The following is a 20,472-nucleotide window of genomic DNA, read 5'->3' on the forward strand; positions in this document are numbered from 1 at the left end:
CGGTTACTCTTGTTGCAGGAATCGTTCGAAGTAGGGTACAAACTCCTCGCCGCGGGTGATGCGTCCCTGTGTGGTGCACACCGTCTCGACCACCGCCTTGATGCACAGTTCGCCCGACACCTTGTAAATATCCTGATAGAAGACAAACTTGATACCCTCGCGGCGCATGTAGAGTTTGCTCACGAAGCGGTCGCGGCTGCGCAGCGGCATCTTGTAGTTGATTTCGATGCGGTTTACCACCGGGTCGATGCCCCGCTCGCGCATCTCGACGAACGAGATGCCCGCAGCCGCCAGAAACTCGTGGCGGGTGTGCTCGAGATAGTGCTGGTAGTTGGCGTTGTTGACAATGCCTTCCATGTCGCACTCGTAGTCGCGCACCTGCATCTCCAGTTCGAAAATATATTGTGACATAATCTTTCGGTATTTGTTCTTTGCAAACTTACGGAAAAAATGAAGAATTTTCCCTATGTTTGTAAAAAATCAAAGCCATGTGTAGACGGTTGTTTCTCCTCATTCTCTTGTGTGTGGTGGCCGGGATGCCGGCCTGGGCCTGTACCTCGGCAGTCGTTTCGGGGCGGGTGACCCCCGACGGACGTCCGCTGTTGTGGAAGCATCGCGATGCCTCCGACCTCAACAACCGCATCGTGCGCTTCGATGCCGTCAAGGGCCAATTCTCTTTCGTGGGGGTGGTCAACGGCACCGACACGTTGGCCCGCGAGGTGTGGACCGGCTACAACAGCGTAGGGTTTGCCGTGATGAACACCGCCTCGTATAACCTCAAGAACGACACCTCGTCGCTGGCCGACCGCGAAGGGGTGGTGATGAAGCGGGCCTTGGCCGTGTGCCGCACGGTCGACGACTTCGCCCGCCTGCTCGACGAGTGGCCCCGGCCCATCGGGGTGGAGGCCAATTTCGGGGCCATCGATGCCGAGGGGGGAGCCGCCTATTTCGAGGTGAACAACTACGAGGTGACCCGCTACGACGTGGCCGACGCTCCCGATGGCTATCTGCTGCGCACCAACTATTCGATGTCGGGCCGCCCCGACGAGGGGTTCGGCTATATCCGCTACGACAATGCTGCCCGACTTTTTGCCCCCGTGGCGGCACAAAAGGCCATTACCCCCGAGTGGCTCACCGGCGTCTGCTCCCGTTCGTTCTATCATACGTTGCTGGGGCGCGATTTCTCGGGCGACAACTGGGCGGTCGATCAGGATTTCATTCCCCGGCGCAGCACCTCGGCCTCGCTGGTGGTCGAGGGGGTAAAGCCCGGCGAGTCGCCGGGCTTTACGACAATGTGGACCGTGTTGGGCTATCCCCCCTGCTCGGTGGTGCTGCCGGTGTGGCTCGGCTGCAACAGCGGCGTGCCCGCTTTGTTGCAGGCCAGCGGCGACACATTGCGTGCCCCCTTGTGCGAGTGGGCCAATGCGTTGAAGCGCGAAGCCTTCCCCATCGAGCGCGGCAGCGGGTCGCACTACCTGCACATGGCACGCCTCTTCCGCCCCGACGGTAGCGGCATGACCCAACAACTGCTCGGCCTCGAGAAGGTGGTCTATGCCCAAAGTCGCACCCTGCTCGACGGGGCCCGCCGCTCCGGCTCGTGGAACGACCGGCAGGTCGAACGCACGATGACCCGCATCGAGCAACAAGTCTCGGCCTTTTTTCAGAAAATGTTGAACAGCGGGAGCCGATAAATCTCTTTCCCGAGAATATTCCTTTTTGTAGACCGTCCCGCCCGGATATTCCTGGATACCACATCCGTGGTGTGGAATGACAGACAATCCGTCCTCGCGTAGCGCGGTATGTCTGCAGTGTGTCACCCCGCACTCGATGCGGGGTCCAACCCCGGGCTGCAAACGGGGAAATGCCGCAGACAGTATTCTCTGGATTCCGCATCACGGTGCGGAATGACCAAACCGCCGTGTCGTAGCGCGGTATGACATACGATGTAGAGAACTCCCAATTACGGCTTGTTAATCCACAAAGAGGCACTTCTTTTACAGCAAGCAGATACGTAATCTGCAAGGAATACACAATCTGGAGCTTGAAGCCAAAGACAAGGAAATATCACGACTGAATGCTATTCTTGAAAAGGCGTTCAAATGGTTCCCGATGCTCAAAGAAATGTTGAGAATGGAAAAGCTATGCACTGCCATCGGCTTCACCAAAGAAATGATAGAGAGCCTTCTGACGAAGAAAGAGGCTATCAGGTGCAATGGCAGGATTTATTCCGAAGAGCACAGACGGAAGTTTGACATCAGGAATGATATTTTCAAAGTGGAAAAGAATCCGACCAATGACAGTAAACTGGTACTGACCATAAACAGGCAACCGATTGGCGAATGGTTCAAAGAACAATGGGAGAAACTTCGGCAAGGTTTACGAAAAACAGAAGAGCCAAGAAAAAGTAGAGGATTCAAGTTATGATGTAACGAGGGCTGAAAAAGCTGGGGGAATTGATCCTCCAGCTTTTAATTATGATTTTGAAATAGCATCAAGAATAGATAAGTCATGAATATCCTTATCCCGCAATTCATATCCCGAATGGAATATCTTTTGCCCTTTCAATGAAATACATGGAATAACCCTGCCATCCAAAGTAGTTTCACCAAAATAGTCCGACTGAAATTCATACCAACCACCTTGCAAATCCGCTTGTCTGGATGTACCATCCTCATTCAATATAAACGGGTGTATGTCTATATACCCTAATTCGACGCTGTATAATTCCATCCTCGCAGGAAGCCAGTCCGTTTCTATGACGAAACCATTTTCCTGAAGAAAGGCAATCAATTTGTCGGTATAACGGCTGTCAAAATCAATATCCACATCTCTATGGATTCTGGTTTGCCCTCCATGCAGGGCATCTACGCCCCATCCTCCATCGAGCCAATACTTCACGCCTGTACTTTCCAATAAATCCAATATTTGGAATAAGTCTGAAATCGTAATGTGTTCTTTTTTTGTCATAATAAACGATGTCTTTGTGATAAATATGTTATTGCAGAGATTTTATCGAAGAGATGAAACACGCGGCTACTCCGACCGCTCCAATGAGCGTCCCACAGATTACAAACAAGGTTGCAATACTCATGTTTTCAGCCAAATATCCCGATACCAATATCCCCAACAAGGAAGAGAGCGTGCTCAGACTAAATATCAAAGAAAACGTGCGCCCGAGAATTTCCGAAGCGATATTCTGCTGGACAACAGCAATGAACAAGGCGTGATAAATGGCATAAGCAATACCCCCGGCAAACATCAGGCACATAAATCCTATGAACGCATCGACAAAAAACTTTTATACTCTCCCTTTATAATCATAAATAATACGAAAACACCCAACTTTACATTCTTGGGTGTAAAATCGGGTGCTTAATTTGTAAAACATTGATTTCCAATGTCTATTGCGGTGCGGACGGGACTCGAACCCGCGACCCCATGCGTGACAGGCATGTATTCTAACCAGCTGAACTACCGCACCAGTTTCGTTTTGCGAGTGCAAAGATAGAACGCTTTTTTCAATTCTGCAACTCTTCGTTCCAAAAAAAATCGAATTATTTTTTTGCTTCTGTGGCCGGGATTCGTACGGTTGTATGGAAAAATCTCATTATCAATCGAAAGCACGGGAGTGATTACAACAGATGAATGTTGTGCCGGGCGCACTCGGCTATCTGCTCTTCGGGCCAGATGCTGGCCTGTACCTCGCCGATGTGGGCTTTCTGGAGCAGAAACATCGAGAAGCGCGATTGCCCGATACCGCCGCCTATCGAGAGAGGCAGTTCGTCGTGGAGCAGGGCCCGGTGGAAATTGAGTTGTGCCCGCTCGGGGCAACCACAGATGTCGAGCTGGCGGAGCAGCGCCTCCTTGTCGACCCGTATTCCCATCGACGAAAGTTCGAAGGGTATTTCCAGCACGGTGTTCCACAGGATAATATCGCCGTTCAGCCCCAGGTAGCCGTCGCTGTTGGGGGTGGTCCAGTCGTCGTAGTCGGGGGCGCGGCCGTCGTGTCGGGTGCCGTCGCTGAGTTGTTGCCCGATGCCGATGAGGAACACCGCCCCGTAACGTCGGGCTGCAGCCGCCTCGCGTTCCTTGGGGGTGAGGTGCGGATACTGTTGCAGCAGCTCCTCGGTGTGGATAAAGGTTATCTCGTCGGGCAGGGTGGGGGTGATGTGGGGGAACTCTTCGTAGATGAGGGCCTCGCACTCCTTGATTACGCGGTAGATGGTGCGCACTGTTTCCTTGAGGTATTCGAGGTTGCGGTCTTCGCGGGTGATGGTCTTCTCCCAGTCCCACTGGTCGACGTAGAGCGAGTGCAGGTTGTCGAGCTCTTCGTGGGTGCGAATGGCATTCATGTCGGTATAGAGTCCGAATCCCGGGGCGATGTCGTAGGCTCCCAGTTTCACCCGCTTCCATTTGGCAAGCGAGTGCACCACCTCGGCCCGACGTCCCTCCATGGCGGCGATGGGGAACGACACGGCACGCTCGTTGCCGTTGAGGTCGTCGTTCAACCCCGTGCCCGAGAGTACAAACAGCGGGGCCGTGACCCGGCGCAGGTTCAGGGCTTTGGAAAGTCGCTCTTGAAAAGCATCTTTCAACATCTTGATGGCCATCTCGGTAGTTTCGGGCAGAAGTTTGAGTTTATAGCGTTGAGGAATGATGAGTGACATTTGGTTTTTTCAGGTTAAAGTTCAAATTCAATTAGTGCAAAATTTCTGCAAATATATATCATTTTTCTAATAATACAAATATTTATATATCAATTTGAGATGTTGAACAAGAATATTGTGTCTTTTATGAAAAAGAATGTCTATTAGTTTTAAATTTTCGGAACCAACGGGTAAAATAGATTGTTTATAAATATGTCACTAATAAAATTTATCTATTTTTGCACCGAGAAAATAGTACAAACGACCGATAACGAAGTCGCTCAGACGATTTTCGATTTTACCGAATCGTTCTTAACCTGAGCCATTTAAGTAAAGAAACAGCCTCATGGAGACAACCCGACCGGGCATCACCCCCGAATCTACACAACCGGCAACGACCGATTGCCACCTGGTATTCAAACCGATTACTCTCGACTCGCTGCACGAGATAGCACCTTACCTGACCCGACAAAGCTACCGCACTTGCGACTTCTCGATTGGCGGCATCTATATGTGGGTCGGTTATTTTGGTTACGAGTATGCCATCTGCCGCGATACCCTCTTTATCAAGGGGGGCGAGGAAGACCATCTGCAAAACACCGCTTTTGCCGTGCCGGTGGGGAGTCTCGATTTGAAAGATTCATTGCCGCTGCTGGGGGCTTACTGCCGCCAGCACGGGTTGCCGTTTATCCTCTCGGCCGTGCCTGAACCGGCGGCGCAGGCCATTGCCGAACTCTATGGTTGCCCCATCACCGAGCTGCCCGACTGGGGCGACTACCTCTACCGGGCTACCGACCTGGCTACCCTCGTGGGGCACCGCTTCAACAAGAAGCGCAACCGGGTGAACAAGTTCAAGAGCACCTATCCCGATTTCCAATACGAAGCCATCACGCCGCAGAACCTGCCCGAACTGATTGCCTTCTTCGACCGCTACATGCAGGCCTATCACAAAGACAGCGAGCTGTTTGCCTACGAAGAGAGCATGGTGGCTCAAGTGCTGCGCGAGTATGACCGATTGCCGTTCGAAGGGGGTGTGCTGCGCGTGGGGGGCGAGATTGCCGCCTTCTCGGTGGGCGAAGTGGTGGGCGATACCCTGGTCGTGCATATCGAGAAAGCCCGTAAGGAGGTGGTGGGTGCCTACGAAGCCATCAATCTGTTCTACTCGGCACAGATGGTCGAGGCTCACCCCGAGGTGCAGTACATCAACCGTGAGGACGATGCCGGCGACCCGGGTCTGCGCGAGGCCAAGTTGTCGTACAACCCCGAGACCATCCTGAAAAAGTACAACATTCCGCTCGACGACTATCTGCGTTAAAGCCTGGTTTTTGGGCCTTTCCGAGTTTTTCTTGTCATTCAACTGCCGATGCGGCGTCTCTGTCGTATCGTGCTGCGGCACGGTATGCGGGAGATACCGTCTGCGGTGTTTTTCCCTTTTGCGACACGAGGCTGGGCCTGTGGAGGATGAGGTGAACATCGGGGTATGAAGCCCTAAAAGAAGAACGAATGGCCACTAAAATAGCGGGATAGGTTGCACGCTCATTCAGTTTTTTTACGCCTTGTCACTTGTTTCTGCAGTCGGTTTGCTCTATTTTTGCACTTCAATAGAGAAGCATACACAAAAAACAGAGATATGAAGAAACTGGTATGGGCGACGCTTGCGGCCCTCCTCGTTGCCGGAGTGACCCCCGCAGATTGCTACGCCAAACGGAAAAGTAAAAAAGAGAACAAGAAAGAACAGGTGGCCGATACGACCGCCAAAGAGTCGAAATACGACAAGCTCGTCAAGGGAGCCAAGACGCAGAAGGGCATGTTCACCCTGCATCTGACCACCGAAAACAAACTGCTGGTCGAGGTGCCCGACTCGCTGATGAACCGCATCTTCCTGCTCTCGAGCCGGGTGGCCGCTACCACCGACCCCAAGCTCTTCGTGGCCGGCGAGATGACCACCGACCCCTTTATGATTCGCTTCAGCAAGAACGAGCAGACGCTCTTCATGCACCTGGTGCAGCATAGCAACATCATCGACAAGGACGACCCCATTGCTGCTTCGTTCGACAAGAACTTCGGCGACCCCATCATCAAGGCCTTCAAAATCGAGGCCAAGAACGGCAAGGACGTGGTGGTGGACATGAGCGACTTCTTCAAGACCAACGAGAAGATTATCAGCCCCATGCCCAGCAATCCCTCTTCCAAGATAAAGACGGGCACCTACACCTCGGCCAACTCCTACATTCTGGGAGCCAAGAGTTTCCCGCAGAACTGCGAGATTCGCTCGGTGCTCAGCTTCACCGGCGACAACATCTGCACCGTGACCATGCACCGCTCGCTGGTGCTTCTGCCCGAGCAACCCATGCGTCCCCGTATCTACGACCGTCGGGTGGGTTTTTTCTCGAGTACCAAAAACATCTACACGAGCGACAAGGACCGCATAGACCGCACGCAATACATCCACCGCTGGAGGCTCGAACCGAAGGACGAGGATCGCGAAGCCTACTTCAGAGGCGAGCTGGTTGAGCCCAAGCAGCCGATTGTCTTCTACGTCGACAGTGCCTTCCCCGAGAAGTGGCGCGACATCGTGAAGCAAGGTGTGGAGGACTGGAACACCGCCTTCGAGGCTGCCGGTTTCAAGAATGCCATCGTGGCCCGCGACTATCCCAAGAACGACCCCGACTTCGACCCCGACGACATGCGGTACAGCTGTGTGAAATATGCCGTCACCGATATTGCCAACGCCATGGGCCCGAGCTATGTCGACCCCCGCAGCGGCGAAATCCTCACGGCCGATGTCATCTGGTATCACAACGTCATCTCGCTGGTACACAACTGGCGGTTTGCCCAGACGGGAGCCGTAGACCCGCGGGTGAGACAGGAGACCTTCGACAACGACGTCATGCGCGAATCGCTGCGCTACGTCGCCTCGCACGAGATTGGTCACACGCTGGGCCTCATGCACAACATGGGAGCCAGCTACGCCTTCACCATCGACTCGCTGCGCAGCCCCTCGTTTACTCAAAAGTATGGTACTACGCCCAGTATCATGGACTATGCCCGCAACAACTTCGTGGCCCAGCCCGGCGACTATGAGCGCGGCGTGCGGCTCACCCCGCCCATCCTGGGAGTCTACGACATCTACGCCATCAACTGGGGTTACCGACTGATTGACGGTGCCGCCACTCCGCAAGACGAGGTGGCCACGCTCGACCGCTGGATAGCCGAGAAGAAGGCCGACCCCATGTACACCTTCGGAGCCCAGCAGTACCCCGATACCTACGACCCCACCGACCAGACCGAAGACCTGAGCAACGACCACTTCAAGGCAGGCGAGATGGCCATATCGAATCTCAAGATTATCGTGAAGAATTTCGAGAAATGGCTCTTCGACGAGGGGAAAGACTACCGTACGATACGCGACGAATACTCGGCACTCGTGCAACAGTACAACCGCCACCTGCGCCACGTGGTGCCCTACATCGGCGGTGTGCTCTATACCGAGGTGCGCCAGGGCGACGATACGCTGCCCTATGTCTACCTCGACAAGGCTACCCAGCGGAAGGCCCTGAAATGGGTGCTCAACCAGGCCCGTACCTATCGCGACTGGCTCACCCCGGCCGACCTGCTGCAACGCATCGGAGCCAACGTCAACTACGCCAGCTCGATACACCGCACCCTCCCGGCCAGCCTCATCAAACCGGCTACCCTCTTCCGCATCCGTGAGGGTGGAGCCATCGACCCGGTGAAAAACTACACCGTCGAGAGCTACCTCAGCGACGTGATTGCCGAGGTCTTCAAGGCCACCTACCAGGGTCGCAAGCTCAACGACGTGGAGCGCGACCTGCAAAGCGAGACCATCGAGCTGCTCATCCAGTACTCCGATTTGCAGGGAACTCCGGTGAAGGTGAATTTGGGGACCCTGACCGACGATGTTGACCTCGAGGGGATTCCCTTTCCCTGCAGCCACGTGATGGCACACCAGGCCGAAGAGCAGTCGTTCACCCGCTTCACGCTGGGGCCCTCGATGTCGGTAGCCGAAATGGCACCCTACATGAGCGGAGCCCTCAAAAAGGTACTCACGCTCTACAAGCAGAAACGGGCCGTCACCACCGATGCTGCCACCCGCGACTTTTACGATTACCAGATTGTCACGATTGAAAAACTGTTTAACAACTAAACAAAGACCCGGCGAAAAGCATTATGTGCATGGCAGGTCTTTGGAGCATAACGCATGAAAGAATTTATCTTAACCCAAGAAGAAACCGAACGCACCGTTCTGGTGGGGTTGATTACCAACACCCAGAACGAGGCGAAAGTTAACGAATACCTCGACGAACTGGCCTTCCTGGCCGAAACTGCCGGTGCCCAGCCCGTGAAGAAGTTTCTGCAACGGCTCGACACCCCCAACTCCCGCACATTCGTCGGTGCGGGCAAGTTGGCCGAAATCAAGAACTACATCGACGAGAACGAGATAGGCATGGTCATCTTCGACGACGACCTCTCGGCCAAGCAGGTGCAGAACATCGAGAAGGAGCTGCAAGTGAAGATTCTCGACCGCACCAGCCTCATTCTCGACATCTTTGCCAAACGGGCCCAGACGGCCAACGCCAAACGGCAGGTCGAGCTGGCGCAATACCAGTATCTGCTGCCGCGGCTTACCCGCTTGTGGACGCACCTCGAGCGGCAGCGGGGTGGTATCGGTATGCGTGGTCCCGGTGAGACCCAGATCGAGACCGACCGTCGTATCATCCTCGACAAGATTTCGCACCTGAAAGAGGAGCTGAAAAGCATCGACCGCCAGAAGAGCATCCAGCGCAAAAACCGCGGCAAACTGGTGCGCGTGGCGCTGGTGGGCTATACCAACGTGGGCAAGTCGACCCTGATGAACCTGCTGGCCAAGAGCGAGGTCTTTGCCGAGAACAAGCTCTTTGCCACCCTCGACACCACGGTGCGCAAGGTGATTGTCGACAATCTGCCTTTCCTCCTCTCCGATACCGTAGGGTTCATTCGCAAACTGCCCACCCACCTGGTCGACTCGTTCAAGTCGACCCTTGACGAGGTTCGCGAGGCCGACCTGCTGCTCCACGTCGTGGACATTTCGCACCCGGCTTTCGAGGAGCAGATCGAGGTGGTGAACAAGACCCTGCAAGAGGTGTGCGACTCGGCCGACAAGCCCATGATTCTGGTATTCAACAAAATCGATGCCTTCTCCTACGTCGAGAAGGCGGCCGACGACCTCACTCCGCGCACCCGCGAAAACATCTCGCTCGACGAGCTGAAAGAGACCTGGATGGCCAAGATGAACGACAACTGCATCTTCATCTCGGCCCGCAACAAGACCAACATCGACGAGCTGAAGTCGCTGCTCTACCAGCGTGTGAAGGAGATTCACACCACGCGTTTCCCCTACAACGACTTCCTCTTCCAGCACTACGACGAGATTGCCACCGACAACAACGACGACGAAGGCGCCTCCTGACCGGGGCGCCTCTCTGCCTGAATAATTCACCGGGCTACCTCCTCCGGCCTCTTAATCTTTGCCAGTATGACGAATTATCGTAAACTCAATGACTCAGAAATCAGCCGGCTCACAGCCCAGGGTTGCGTGGCCGACGACTGGAGCCAGGTGCTTGTAGCCGAAGGCTTCGTGCCCGAAACCGTTACTCATGTCCGTTTCTCGGGGCAGGTAAGGCTAGGGGTATTTGAAAAAAACTTCGCCTTGCCGGGCGGACTTACCCGACGTGCCGGGCTGCACCACGTCGCCCTGCACAACTGCACGGTGGGCAACAACACCTTCATCGAGGGGGTGGCCAACTACATCGCCAACTATCGCATAGGCGACGACTGCTACATCCAGAACGTGAACCTGCTGCTGACCGAGGGAGAGAGCTCCTTCGGCAACGGCACCGAGGTGTCGGTACTCAACGAGACGGGCGGCCGCGAGGTTCCCATCTACAACCGGCTCTCGGCACAGATGGCCTACCTCATGGCCATGTATCGCCACCGGCCCGACCTCATCGGGCGGCTCCGGCAGCTGGTGGCCGACTATACCGCCACCGTGACGAGCGACTGCGGCACCATAGGCCGCGGTGTGCATATCGTCAACACGGGGACGATACGCAATCTCTGCATCGGCGATGCCTGCCGCATCGACGGCGCCTCGCGTCTCGACAACGGCACCATCAACAGTTGCCCCGAGGCCCCCGTAACCATCGGGGCCAACGTCACCGCACAAGACTTCATCATCAGCTCGGGCGCCTGCGTGAGCGACGGCGCGGTACTGTCGCGCTGCTTCGTAGGGCAAGCCTGCCACCTGTCGCACCTCTTCTCGGCCCACGACTCGCTCTTCTTCAGCAACTGCCAGGGCGAGAACGGCGAGGCCTGCGCCATCTTTGCCGGCCCCTACACGGTGACCATGCACAAGTCGAGTCTGCTCATTGCCGGCATGTTCTCGTTCCTGAACGCCGGCAGCGGGTCGAACCAGAGCAACCACATGTACAAGCTGGGGCCCATCCACCAGGGTGTGGTCGAGCGCGGGTCGAAGACCACCAGCGACTCCTACATGCTGTGGCCCGCCAGGATAGGGGCCTTCTCGCTCATCATGGGGAGGCACGTCAACCACCCCGATACCTCGGGTATGCCCTTCTCCTACCTGATCGAGCACGGCAAGCACTCCTACCTCGTGCCGGGGGCCAACCTCAAGAGCGTGGGCACCATACGCGATGCCCAGAAGTGGCCCAAGCGCGACCGCCGCACCGACCCCGACAAGCTCGACTGCATCAACTTCAACTTGCTCAGCCCCTATACCATCCAGAAGATGCTGCAAGGCATCGACACCCTGCAGGGGCTCAAGCAGACCTCGGGCGAAACCTCCGAGAGCTACTCGTTCCAGAGTACCACCATCAGGCACAGGTCGCTCGAGAAGGGGATACACCTCTACACGCTGGCCGTGCACAAGTTCATGGGCAACTCCATCATCAAGCGTCTCGAGGGGGCTCCCTTCGCCGACATCGCCGACCTGCACCGCAGGCTGCAACCTACCGACCCGCTGGGCTTGGGCGAGTGGGTGGATCTGGCGGGACTTATCCTGCCCAAACAGGCCGTCGAGGCCGAAATCGACCGCATCGTTGGTGACAACCGTTACACCCTCGAGCAGGCCGAAGCCGACTTCCGCGACCTGCACAGCCGCTACTACGACATGGAGTGGACCTGGGTGTGCTCGCAGATGAGCCGCTGGTATGGGAAGAGTGTCGACCGGTTCACCCCGCAGGACATCGTCGCCATCGTGCGGCAGTGGAACGAGTCGGTCGTGGAGCTCGACCGCCTGCTCTACGACGACGCCCGCAAGGAGTTCTCGACCGTTTCGCGCATCGGCTTCGGGGTCGACGGTTCGGCCAGCCAGCGCGACGGCGACTTCGAGCAGGTGCGGGGCCAGTTCGAGAGCGACCCCTTCGTCCAGATGGTCTGCCGCCACATCGAGGAGAAAACCTCCCTCGGCCGCGAGCTCATCGGCCGGCTTGAGCGGTTGATGGATAAATTTCCCGGATGAGGGGAATGGCACAATAATAAGATAGTAATCTATTTCGGTTCTGATACCCGCCATCACCCGGCATAACACGGGTTACATGTTGTATCCAGTCAAGGGGCTGTGTCGCCGACAGGCGATGCGGCCCCTTGTGGTATCCGTCGGGTTTTGTTGGTCGGGAAGGGGAGGGGGCGGTGATTACGGGCCGGAGAAGTTGAGGGTGCGGGAAAATCACCCGGCCGATTTTCCGTTTCAACCCCTATTTTGGTCGGTTCACCGGCAAGTAGGAGGCAAGAGTGCAAGGAGACAGTAACTTTGTAACGATTATAAATTTAGTATCTATCGTATATGTTTTCAAAGATCGTACACTTTTCAATCCGAAGGAAGCTGTTTGTGGCCCTGACCACCCTGTTGCTTCTGGCGGGCGGCATATACTCCATGCTGACGCTGCCTATCGATGCCGTGCCCGACATCACCAACAACCAGGTGCAGATTGTCACCGTGTCGCCTACGCTGGCCCCGCAAGAGGTGGAACAGCTCATTACTTTCCCCATCGAGATAGCCATGAGCAACGTGATGAATGTCGAGGAGATACGCTCGGTATCGCGTTTCGGGCTGTCGCTTGTGACGGTGGTTTTCAAGGAGGATGTGCCCACGCTGGATGCCCGCCAGTTGGTCAACGAACAGATTCAGATGGTATCGGGCGAAATCCCGCCGGAACTGGGAACTCCCGAGCTGATGCCTATCACCACCGGTCTGGGCGAGATATACCAGTATGTGCTCAAGGTGGCGCCGGGCTATGAAGACCGCTACGATGCCATGGAGCTGCGCACCATCCAGGACTGGATTGTGAAACGTCAGCTTTCGGGTATTCCCGGCATTGTCGAAATCAACAGCTTCGGCGGCTATCTGAAGCAGTACGAAGTGGCTGTCGACCCCGACGCTCTCTATTCGCTCAACATCACGATAGGCGAGGTGTTCGAGGCTTTGAGCCGGAACAACCAGAATACGGGAGGCAGCTATATCGAAAAGATAAACCGCGCCTACTACATACGCTCCGAGGGTATGATTAAAGACCTGCACGACGTGGAGCAGATTGTGGTGACCAACCGGGGCGGTATCCCCATACACATCGGCGATATAGGCCGTGTGCAGTTTGGCGCTCCCAAACGCTTCGGTGCCATGACCAAGGATGGCGAGGGCGAGTGTGTGGGCGGTATCGCCATGATGCTCAAGGGTGCCAATGCCAACGTGGTAACCAAGGAGCTGGAGAAACGGGTGGCCAAGGTGCAGCAGATGTTGCCCGAAGGGGTGTCGGTCGAGCCCTACCTGAACCGCTCGGAGCTGGTGAACCGGAATATTTCGACCGTGATTCGCAACCTGGTCGAGGGTGCCATCATCGTATTTCTGGTGCTGATTATCTTCCTGGGCAATGTACGGGCCGGGTTGATTGTCGCATCGGTTATCCCGCTGGCCATGCTCTTTGCCTTTATCCTGATGCGCATCTTCAACGTCTCGGCCAACCTGATGAGCCTCGGTGCCATCGACTTCGGTATTGTGGTCGACGGGTCCATCGTCATTCTGGAGGGTATCCTGGCCCACCTCTACGGGCGGCAGTTGCGCGGTCGCACGCTGTCGCGTGAAGAGATGAACGACGAGGTCGAGAAGGGGGCCGGCCGTGTAGCCCGCAGTGCTACCTTTGCCGTGCTCATTATCCTGATTGTATTCTTCCCCATACTTACTCTGAGCGGCATCGAGGGCAAATACTTTACGCCGATGGCCAAGACGCTCGTCTTCTGTATTATCGGCGCCCTTATCCTGTCGCTCACCTATGTGCCCATGATGGCGTCGCTCTGCCTGAAACGGACGATGACCGTGAAGCGGACCTTTGCCGACCGCTTCTTCGACTGGTTGAACCGCCTCTATCGGCGCACGCTCCGCTTCAGCCAGGCCCATGTGTGGGGCACGGTGGCCGCTGCCTTCGTGGCTTTGGTGCTGTCGTTGCTGCTCTTCACCCGGTTGGGTGCCGAGTTTATCCCGACGCTCGACGAGGGCGATTTTGCCATGCAGATGACCCTCCCGGCCGGTAGCTCGCTGAGCCGGAGCATCGAGGTTTCGCTCGAGGCCGAGAAACGGCTCAAGGAGCGTTTCCCCGAAATCAAGCACGTAGTGGCCAAAATAGGTACGGCCGAGGTGCCTACCGACCCGATGGCCGTCGAGGATGCCGACGTGATGATTGTGATGAAACCTTTCAGCGAATGGACGTCGGCCTCGAGCCGGGCCGAGATGGTGGAGAAGATGAAGCAGTGCCTCGACTCGATCGACGGTGCCGAGTTCAACTTCAGCCAGCCGATTCAGTTGCGGTTCAACGAGCTGATGACCGGTGCCAAGGCCGATATTGCCATCAAGCTCTACGGCGAGGATATGGCCGAGCTGTACAGCAAGGCGCGCGAGGCGGCCCGCTATGTCGAGCAGGTGCCGGGTGCGGCCGACGTGCAGGTAGAGCAGGCCATGGGTCTGCCCCAGTTGCTCATTCACTTCGACCGGGCCAAGATTGCCCGCTACGGCATCGACATCGAAGAGCTGAATACCGTTATCCGCACCGCCTATGCGGGCGAGACGGCCGGGGTTGTCTTTGAGAACGAGCGCCGCTTCGACCTCGTGGTTCGCCTGGATAAGAACAAGGTGAGCGACCTGAACATCGACAAGCTCTTTGTCCGCACGAAAGACAACATACAGCTCCCCGTCAGCGAGGTGGCCAGCATCGAGCTGGAAAACGGCCCCCTGCAAATCAACCGCGACGCCACCAAGCGACGCGTGGTTATCGGTGTGAATGTGCGCGATGCCGATATTCAGCAGGTGGTGAACCAGATCAGAGAGTCGCTCGACAAGAACGTGAAACTCAAGCCCGGCTACTACTTCGAGTATGGCGGCCAGTTCGAGAACCTGCAAAATGCCATCAGCACCCTCACGGTGGTTATCCCCATCGCCCTGATGCTCATCTTGCTGTTGCTCTTCTTTGCCTTCCACAGCATCACCTATTCGCTGGTCGTATTCTCTACCGTGCCCCTCTCGCTCATCGGCGGTATCGTGGCCCTGTGGCTGCGCGGCCTCCCCTTCAGCATCTCGGCCGGTGTCGGGTTCATTGCCCTCTTCGGTGTGGCGGTGCTGAACGGTATCCTCATGATTAACCACTTCAACGACATACGCAAGCGTACCCGGTATCCCTTGACGACCAGCCGCATCATTGCCGAGGGCTGCCCGCACCTGTTGCGCCCGGTATTCCTTACCGGTCTGGTAGCTTCGCTGGGCTTCGTGCCGATGGCCATAGCCAAGTCGGCCGGTGCCGAGGTACAGCGCCCGTTGGCCACGGTAGTGATTGGTGGCTTGATTGTTTCGACCGCCCTGACGCTCATCATTATCCCCGCATTTTACCGTATCGTGAGCATCCTGGCCGCCAAACGGCTGCGCCGGAAGAGTCGCCGCTCTCTCCGTAAGGCTGCTTTGGGTCTGGCTTTGCTGATAGCCTTCGTGCCTGCCGCACAGGCCCAGCAGACCGTGACGATGGAGCAGGCCATCGAGATGGCCCAGAGCAACAACCCGCGGTTGAAGATGGCCGAGTCGGAAATCTCCCTGGCCCGCGTCACAAAGGGCGAAGCCTGGGACGGCGGCAGCACCTCGTTCAGCTACTCCTGGGGGCAACTGAACGGCGAGAGCAGCAAGGACAACGAACTGTCGATCGAGCAGTCGCTCGGCTCGCTGCTCACCCCCTTCTATAAAAATGCCCTGGCCAACACGCAGATAAGCAAGGGCGAGAGCTACCGCGACATGGTGAAGAAAGAGATTACGGCCGAGGTGAAACGGGCATGGGCCTACTACCAGTATGCCTACCACATCGACGCCCTCTATCGGGGGCAGAAGGCGCTGGCCGAGCGGTTGCGGAACAGCGGCGAGCAACGCTACCAGCAGGGCGACATCGACCTGGCCGAGCGCAACATGATTACGGCCCTGGCCACCGACCTGCACACCCGTTGGATGGAGGCTTCGGAAGAGTTGAACCTGGCCGAGCGCCGGTTTGCCTGGACCTGTTACAGCGACGAGGCCCTGTTGCCGGCCGATACCTCGCTGGCCGTGATGCAGATACAGACCGACGGCCTGTCGCTCTCGTCGCGTCATCTCGACTACTTCAGTGCCCAGGTACAGGAGAAGCGGGATATGCTGAAAATCGAGCGCAGCCGCTTCTTCCCCGAAATTTCGGTTGGTTATGTGCGCCAGAAGATAGCCCCCCTCTCGGGCCTGAACTCGTGGATGGTGGGCGTATCGTTCCCCATACTCTTCTTTCCGCAGCAAAGCCGGGCCAAGCAGGCCCGCATCAACCTGCAGATTGCCAACTGGCAGGCCGAGGACAATCGCCGCCAGCTCTCCAACCGGGTGAGCGAACTGCAGAACCAGTTGGTGCGCCAGCGCGAGCGTCTGCTCTACTACCAGCAGGCTGCCGTCAAGGAGGCCGAGGCCCTGCAAAACAGTGCCGTCAAGAAATTCCAGGAGAACGAAACCGACATTAGCGAATTTATCCAGAGCTTGAATGCCGCCCGCGAAATACGCCGGGGCTACATCGAAACGGTATATGCCTACAATATCACCGTGCTCGAGCTCGAACTCTATACCGAGTGAGCCGCCGGTTTACCCCCTTTAATTACCCAACCTCAAAAACTCAAAGAACAATGAATAACAGAATGAACCTGATGAAACAACGAATGATTTACGTGGCCCTTGCCTTGCTGGCCGTATCGTGTTCCAATTCGTCGACTCCGTCGGCCGGGTCGGCTGCTCCGGCCGACACCGTGGCACAAGCCTCGGGCGACAGTGCCCAGACCCCTAAGGTCGATGGCGTGAGCGGAGCCACCAACGTCTCCAATCCGCCGTCGTTCAACGGCATTATCGTGATGCCGCCGCAAAATCACGTCACCGTTACGCTGAGTATGGGCGGTTCGGTGCAGGATATTCGGGTCTTGCCCGGCAAGTATGTGAGCAAGGGCGAGGTGATTCTTACGCTGGCCAATCCGGCCTATATCGAGCTCCAGCAATCCTATCTCGATGCCGCCGCTCAGGCCGAATATCTCAAGAAGGAGTATGAGCGTCAGCAACGTCTGGTATCGGGCGAATCGGCTTCGCTCAAGCGTCTGCAACAGAGCAAGGCCGACTACCTGTCGATGAAGAGCCGCATGGAGGCGGCTGCCGCACAACTTGCCCTGCTGGGTACCGACACGGCGTCGCTGAACCGGAAAGGCATACGCACCTATCTGGAGGTACGCTCTCCGCGCAACGGCTATGTGACCAACATGGACATCAACGCCGGCAAGTATTTTGCTGCGGGTGAACCTGTTTGCGATGTTATCGACAAGAACAACCCCATGTTGCAGCTGACGGCCTACGAAAAAGACCTGAACAAACTGCAGCCGGGTACCCGCTTCACCTTCAAGGTCAACGGCATGCCCGATACCACCTTCTCGGCCGAGCTTGTTTCGGTAGACCAGATGGTCGACAACGTCAACCGTTCCATCAAGGTCTATGCCCGCATTTTGCAACCCTACTCCAATTTCAGACCGGGAATGTATGTGGCTGCCACGATTACGGATAAAAAATGATAACTTTGGGGCATGAAGTTGTTTCACATCCATAAGCGATTCCTCCTGATGATGAATGCCATCTCCATTCTGGTGGCATTCCTCATGCACCTGCCCGAGCTGATTGCGCTCTCCGAGCCCGAGGCGGGCAGCCGCCTCTTCCCCGATGTACATTGGGCCAACGTCAGTTATGAGATACTGTTTACCTATCTCTCTACCGTGCTGCTGTTCTTCCTGAATATCGGGATGATGAGGCTCAACAAGCCGACGGCCGAGTTGAGCTGGCGGCGGGTGGCGGTGACCTTTGTCGTTACGCTGGCCGCCTGTAATCTGTTGGGCAAAGGTTTTGTTTATGCCCATGAACATTTCGGAGTCCCGGCCATCACGGCCATGTTGCATCACTACCTGCATCCGTTGCGCGATATACTCATTGCCTGTATCGTTACGGGCACCAGTTATTTGGACCACCAGAGTCGACGCAGCCAGCGCATGTTGCTCGAGAACGAACAGTTACGCACCGAAAATCTCGTCAACCAGTACGAGGCCTTGAAGAGCCAGCTCAACCCGCACATGCTCTTCAACTCGCTCAACACGCTCTATTCGCTCATTCGGGAGTCGCCCGACAAGGCGCAGAACTATCTGCAGGAGCTCTCGCGGGTGATGCGCTACACGCTGCACGACAACCAGACGCACACCGTCACCCTGCGGGAGGAGATGGACTTCGTGCAGTCGTACATCTATCTGCTGCAGATGCGCTATGAGGATAACCTGCACTTCGACATTGACATCCCGCAGGCCTTGATGCAGCGGCAAGTGCCGCTGATGGCGGTGCAGATGCTGGTCGAAAATGCGGTGAAACACAACGAAATCAGCAACCGCAACCCGCTCACCATACGCATCGGTGCCGAGGGCGACGGACTGTGTGTGAGCAACCGCCTGCAACCCAAACTGACCGACAGCAGCAGTACCTGCATCGGGCTGGCCAACCTCTCCAAGCGCTACCGCTTGCTTTTCGGGCGCGACATCACCATCGAGGAGAGCGAGAAAAACTTTAAAGTAACTTTGCCGTTGATATGAAGACCTTGATTATAGAAGACGAAAAAGCGGCCCTGCGCAACCTGAAGGCGGCCATGAAAGAGGTCGATGCCGAGTTTGACATCGTAGGCGAGACCGACAGTGTGACCGGTGCGCTGGAGTGGTTTGCCGCTCATCCCATGCCCGAGCTGGTATTCATGGATATACACCTGGCCGACGGGTCGGCCTTCGGCATCTTCGAGCATATCGACATCACCTGTCCCATCATCTTTACCACCGCCTACGACGAGTATGCCTTGCAGGCTTTCCGGGTGAACAGCATCGCCTATCTGTTGAAACCCATCGGCAGCGGCGACCTGCAGAAGGCCATCGACAAACTGAAGATGCTGGGCGGCACCCCGCAACCGGCTGCCGACCTGCAGGCGGTGATGCGGGCCTTGAAGCGGGAGGAGAGTTACAAAACCCACTTCCTGGTCCCCGTCAAGGGCGACCGCTTCGTGCCCGTGAGTGTGGAGCAAATCAGCTATTTCTACATCGATGGCGGTTCGGTCAAGGCCGTGATGCAGTTGGGCGAGACATTCGACTTTCAGCAAACTCTCGACGAGTTGGCCGAACAGCTCAACCCCCGCCACTTTTTCAGGGCCAACCGGCAATACATCATTGCCCACAAGGCCGTTACCGGCGTGAGCCTCTGGTTTGGCGGGCGCATGGTGCTGCAACTCACACCCCCTACGACCGAGAAGGTCATCATCAGCAAGGCCCGTGTGCCAGCTTTCAGAGATTGGTTTTAAGCGGGAGAGTTCTCGTTGTCATCCTCCTCTTCCTCCTCTTTGGGGGTGGGTTTCACCACCCAGGCACTGATTTCGTAGAGAGCATAGAGCGGGATGAATACGACCGAAAGGGTGAAGGGATCGCTCGAGGGGGTAATAAAGGCGGCCAGAATGAGCAGAATGACGATGGCGTGGCGGCGGTAAGTCTTGAAGAATTGCCGCGAGATGAGTCCCATGTTCGAGAGCAGCCAGCAGAGGAGCGGCAACTCGAAGACCAACCCCATGACGAAGTTGAGCGTAAGGAAGTTGTTCATGTAAGAGTCGAGCGAAATCTGGTTGGGCACCATTTCGCTCACCTGATACTCGGCCAGGAACCGCAGGGTGAGGGGGAATACCAGAAAATAGCCGACGGCAATACCGATGAAAAACATGATGTTCCCGGCCAGGAAGGCACCCCGGGCGTGACGTTTCTCGCCCGCATAGAGTCCGGGACTGATGAAAGTCCACAGTTCATAGATGATGTAAGGAAAAGCCACCAGCAGGGCAAGCCACATGGAGGTACTCATGTGAATAAAGAACTGCGAGGCCAGTTGTATGTTGATGAGTTTGACCTCGAACTGGTCGTTGCAAAAGTCGGGCAGGATGGCCGTGTGCTGGTTGAGTGCGCAGAGCCACCGGTACAGAATGAAGTCGGAGTGGCAGGGAGCCAGAATAATGCTGTCGAAGATATGGGGCATGAGTGCAAAGAAGACGATGGCCAGCACGACGATAGCTCCGACCGAACGCAAGATAACCTTACGCAGGTCTTCGACGTGTTCCCAAAAACTCATCTCTTTCAGTTCGTTGCTCATACAAATACAACAGTTCGGCCTGCAGTG

At 56.3% G+C, this 20,472-nt stretch carries 13 protein-coding genes, 1 tRNA gene and 1 pseudogene; 10 read left to right on the forward strand and 5 right to left on the reverse strand.

The annotated features are described in order from the left end of the window. Positions 1 to 3: 3 nt before the first annotated feature. Complete coding sequence (locus tag Q1K76_RS08690) at positions 4 to 411, reverse strand: thioesterase family protein (protein ID WP_298663121.1); 408 nt, start codon at positions 409 to 411, stop codon at positions 4 to 6. Between the two features lie 77 nt (positions 412 to 488). On the opposite strand from Q1K76_RS08690, the gene Q1K76_RS08695 reads away from it, so the two are divergent. Further along, complete coding sequence (locus Q1K76_RS08695) at positions 489 to 1,691, forward strand: carcinine hydrolase/isopenicillin-N N-acyltransferase family protein (RefSeq protein ID WP_300132612.1); 1,203 nt, start codon at positions 489 to 491, stop codon at positions 1,689 to 1,691. A 310-nt stretch (positions 1,692 to 2,001) separates the two neighbouring features. Then, a pseudogene (locus Q1K76_RS08700) lies at positions 2,002 to 2,424 on the forward strand (mobilization protein); the annotation flags it as partial. A 48-nt stretch (positions 2,425 to 2,472) separates the two neighbouring features. Here Q1K76_RS08700 and Q1K76_RS08705 read toward each other — a convergent pair. The 3 genes from Q1K76_RS08705 to asnA form a co-directional block, all read right to left on the reverse strand. Further along, on the reverse strand, positions 2,473 to 2,967 hold the full coding sequence (locus tag Q1K76_RS08705; protein WP_087408334.1) for a hypothetical protein: 495 nt from the start codon (positions 2,965 to 2,967) through the stop codon (positions 2,473 to 2,475). 440 nt (positions 2,968 to 3,407) lie between these two features. Next, positions 3,408 to 3,481, reverse strand: a tRNA-Asp gene (locus Q1K76_RS08710). Between the two features lie 151 nt (positions 3,482 to 3,632). Then, positions 3,633 to 4,667, reverse strand: coding sequence for an aspartate--ammonia ligase (asnA, locus tag Q1K76_RS08715; RefSeq protein ID WP_087408335.1), 1,035 nt, complete (start codon positions 4,665 to 4,667; stop codon positions 3,633 to 3,635). 325 nt (positions 4,668 to 4,992) lie between these two features. On the opposite strand from asnA, the gene Q1K76_RS08720 reads away from it, so the two are divergent. The 8 genes from Q1K76_RS08720 (at position 4,993) to Q1K76_RS08755 (ending at position 19,615) form a co-directional block, all read left to right on the forward strand. Beyond that, on the forward strand, positions 4,993 to 5,961 hold the full coding sequence (locus Q1K76_RS08720; protein WP_258327064.1) for a phosphatidylglycerol lysyltransferase domain-containing protein: 969 nt from the start codon (positions 4,993 to 4,995) through the stop codon (positions 5,959 to 5,961). A gap of 315 nt (positions 5,962 to 6,276) precedes the next feature. Continuing rightward, positions 6,277 to 8,814 carry a zinc-dependent metalloprotease gene (locus Q1K76_RS08725; RefSeq protein ID WP_258327065.1) on the forward strand — a complete coding sequence of 846 codons (2,538 nt, stop codon included), beginning with the start codon at positions 6,277 to 6,279 and terminating at the stop codon, positions 8,812 to 8,814. Positions 8,815 to 8,868: 54 nt separating this feature from the next. Beyond that, positions 8,869 to 10,116 carry a GTPase HflX gene (gene hflX / locus Q1K76_RS08730; protein WP_300132616.1) on the forward strand — a complete coding sequence of 416 codons (1,248 nt, stop codon included), beginning with the start codon at positions 8,869 to 8,871 and terminating at the stop codon, positions 10,114 to 10,116. Positions 10,117 to 10,182: 66 nt separating this feature from the next. Continuing rightward, on the forward strand, positions 10,183 to 12,186 hold the full coding sequence (locus Q1K76_RS08735) for a DUF4954 family protein (protein WP_300132619.1): 2,004 nt from the start codon (positions 10,183 to 10,185) through the stop codon (positions 12,184 to 12,186). 324 nt (positions 12,187 to 12,510) lie between these two features. Beyond that, positions 12,511 to 16,836 (forward strand): CusA/CzcA family heavy metal efflux RND transporter, encoded by a 4,326-nt coding sequence (locus Q1K76_RS08740; RefSeq protein ID WP_300132622.1) that lies wholly within the window; start codon positions 12,511 to 12,513, stop codon positions 16,834 to 16,836. 50 nt (positions 16,837 to 16,886) lie between these two features. Beyond that, positions 16,887 to 17,810 carry an efflux RND transporter periplasmic adaptor subunit gene (locus tag Q1K76_RS08745; protein WP_241147813.1) on the forward strand — a complete coding sequence of 308 codons (924 nt, stop codon included), beginning with the start codon at positions 16,887 to 16,889 and terminating at the stop codon, positions 17,808 to 17,810. Between the two features lie 12 nt (positions 17,811 to 17,822). Further along, positions 17,823 to 18,866, forward strand: coding sequence for a histidine kinase (locus Q1K76_RS08750; protein ID WP_300132625.1), 1,044 nt, complete (start codon positions 17,823 to 17,825; stop codon positions 18,864 to 18,866). Then, entirely contained in the window at positions 18,863 to 19,615 is a 753-nt protein-coding gene (locus Q1K76_RS08755) for a LytTR family DNA-binding domain-containing protein (protein ID WP_300132627.1), read from the forward strand. Before Q1K76_RS08750 ends, Q1K76_RS08755 begins: the two co-directional genes overlap by 4 nt. On the opposite strand, the gene tatC is transcribed toward Q1K76_RS08755, so the two are convergent. After that, complete coding sequence (gene tatC / locus Q1K76_RS08760; RefSeq protein ID WP_300132630.1) at positions 19,612 to 20,445, reverse strand: twin-arginine translocase subunit TatC; 834 nt, start codon at positions 20,443 to 20,445, stop codon at positions 19,612 to 19,614. The genes Q1K76_RS08755 and tatC overlap by 4 nt on opposite strands. Between the last annotated feature and the right edge of the window lie 27 nt (positions 20,446 to 20,472).

Origin of the sequence: uncultured Barnesiella sp., assembly GCF_946496565.1 — a bacterium.
Taxonomy (GTDB): Bacteria; Bacteroidota; Bacteroidia; order Bacteroidales; family Barnesiellaceae; genus Barnesiella; species Barnesiella merdigallinarum.

What these genes read in the sequence shown, in the direction of transcription:
- Q1K76_RS08690 (WP_298663121.1), bottom strand. Translation starts at nt 411, where the DNA reads ATGTCACAATATATTTTCGAACTGGAGATGCAGGTGCGCGACTACGAG.
- Q1K76_RS08695 (WP_300132612.1), top strand. Translation starts at nt 489, where the DNA reads ATGTGTAGACGGTTGTTTCTCCTCATTCTCTTGTGTGTGGTGGCCGGG.
- Q1K76_RS08705 (WP_087408334.1), bottom strand. Translation starts at nt 2,967, where the DNA reads ATGACAAAAAAAGAACACATTACGATTTCAGACTTATTCCAAATATTG.
- asnA (WP_087408335.1), bottom strand. Translation starts at nt 4,667, where the DNA reads ATGTCACTCATCATTCCTCAACGCTATAAACTCAAACTTCTGCCCGAA.
- Q1K76_RS08720 (WP_258327064.1), top strand. Translation starts at nt 4,993, where the DNA reads ATGGAGACAACCCGACCGGGCATCACCCCCGAATCTACACAACCGGCA.
- Q1K76_RS08725 (WP_258327065.1), top strand. Translation starts at nt 6,277, where the DNA reads ATGAAGAAACTGGTATGGGCGACGCTTGCGGCCCTCCTCGTTGCCGGA.
- hflX (WP_300132616.1), top strand. Translation starts at nt 8,869, where the DNA reads ATGAAAGAATTTATCTTAACCCAAGAAGAAACCGAACGCACCGTTCTG.
- Q1K76_RS08735 (WP_300132619.1), top strand. Translation starts at nt 10,183, where the DNA reads ATGACGAATTATCGTAAACTCAATGACTCAGAAATCAGCCGGCTCACA.
- Q1K76_RS08740 (WP_300132622.1), top strand. Translation starts at nt 12,511, where the DNA reads ATGTTTTCAAAGATCGTACACTTTTCAATCCGAAGGAAGCTGTTTGTG.
- Q1K76_RS08745 (WP_241147813.1), top strand. Translation starts at nt 16,887, where the DNA reads ATGAATAACAGAATGAACCTGATGAAACAACGAATGATTTACGTGGCC.
- Q1K76_RS08750 (WP_300132625.1), top strand. Translation starts at nt 17,823, where the DNA reads ATGAAGTTGTTTCACATCCATAAGCGATTCCTCCTGATGATGAATGCC.
- Q1K76_RS08755 (WP_300132627.1), top strand. Translation starts at nt 18,863, where the DNA reads ATGAAGACCTTGATTATAGAAGACGAAAAAGCGGCCCTGCGCAACCTG.
- tatC (WP_300132630.1), bottom strand. Translation starts at nt 20,445, where the DNA reads ATGAGCAACGAACTGAAAGAGATGAGTTTTTGGGAACACGTCGAAGAC.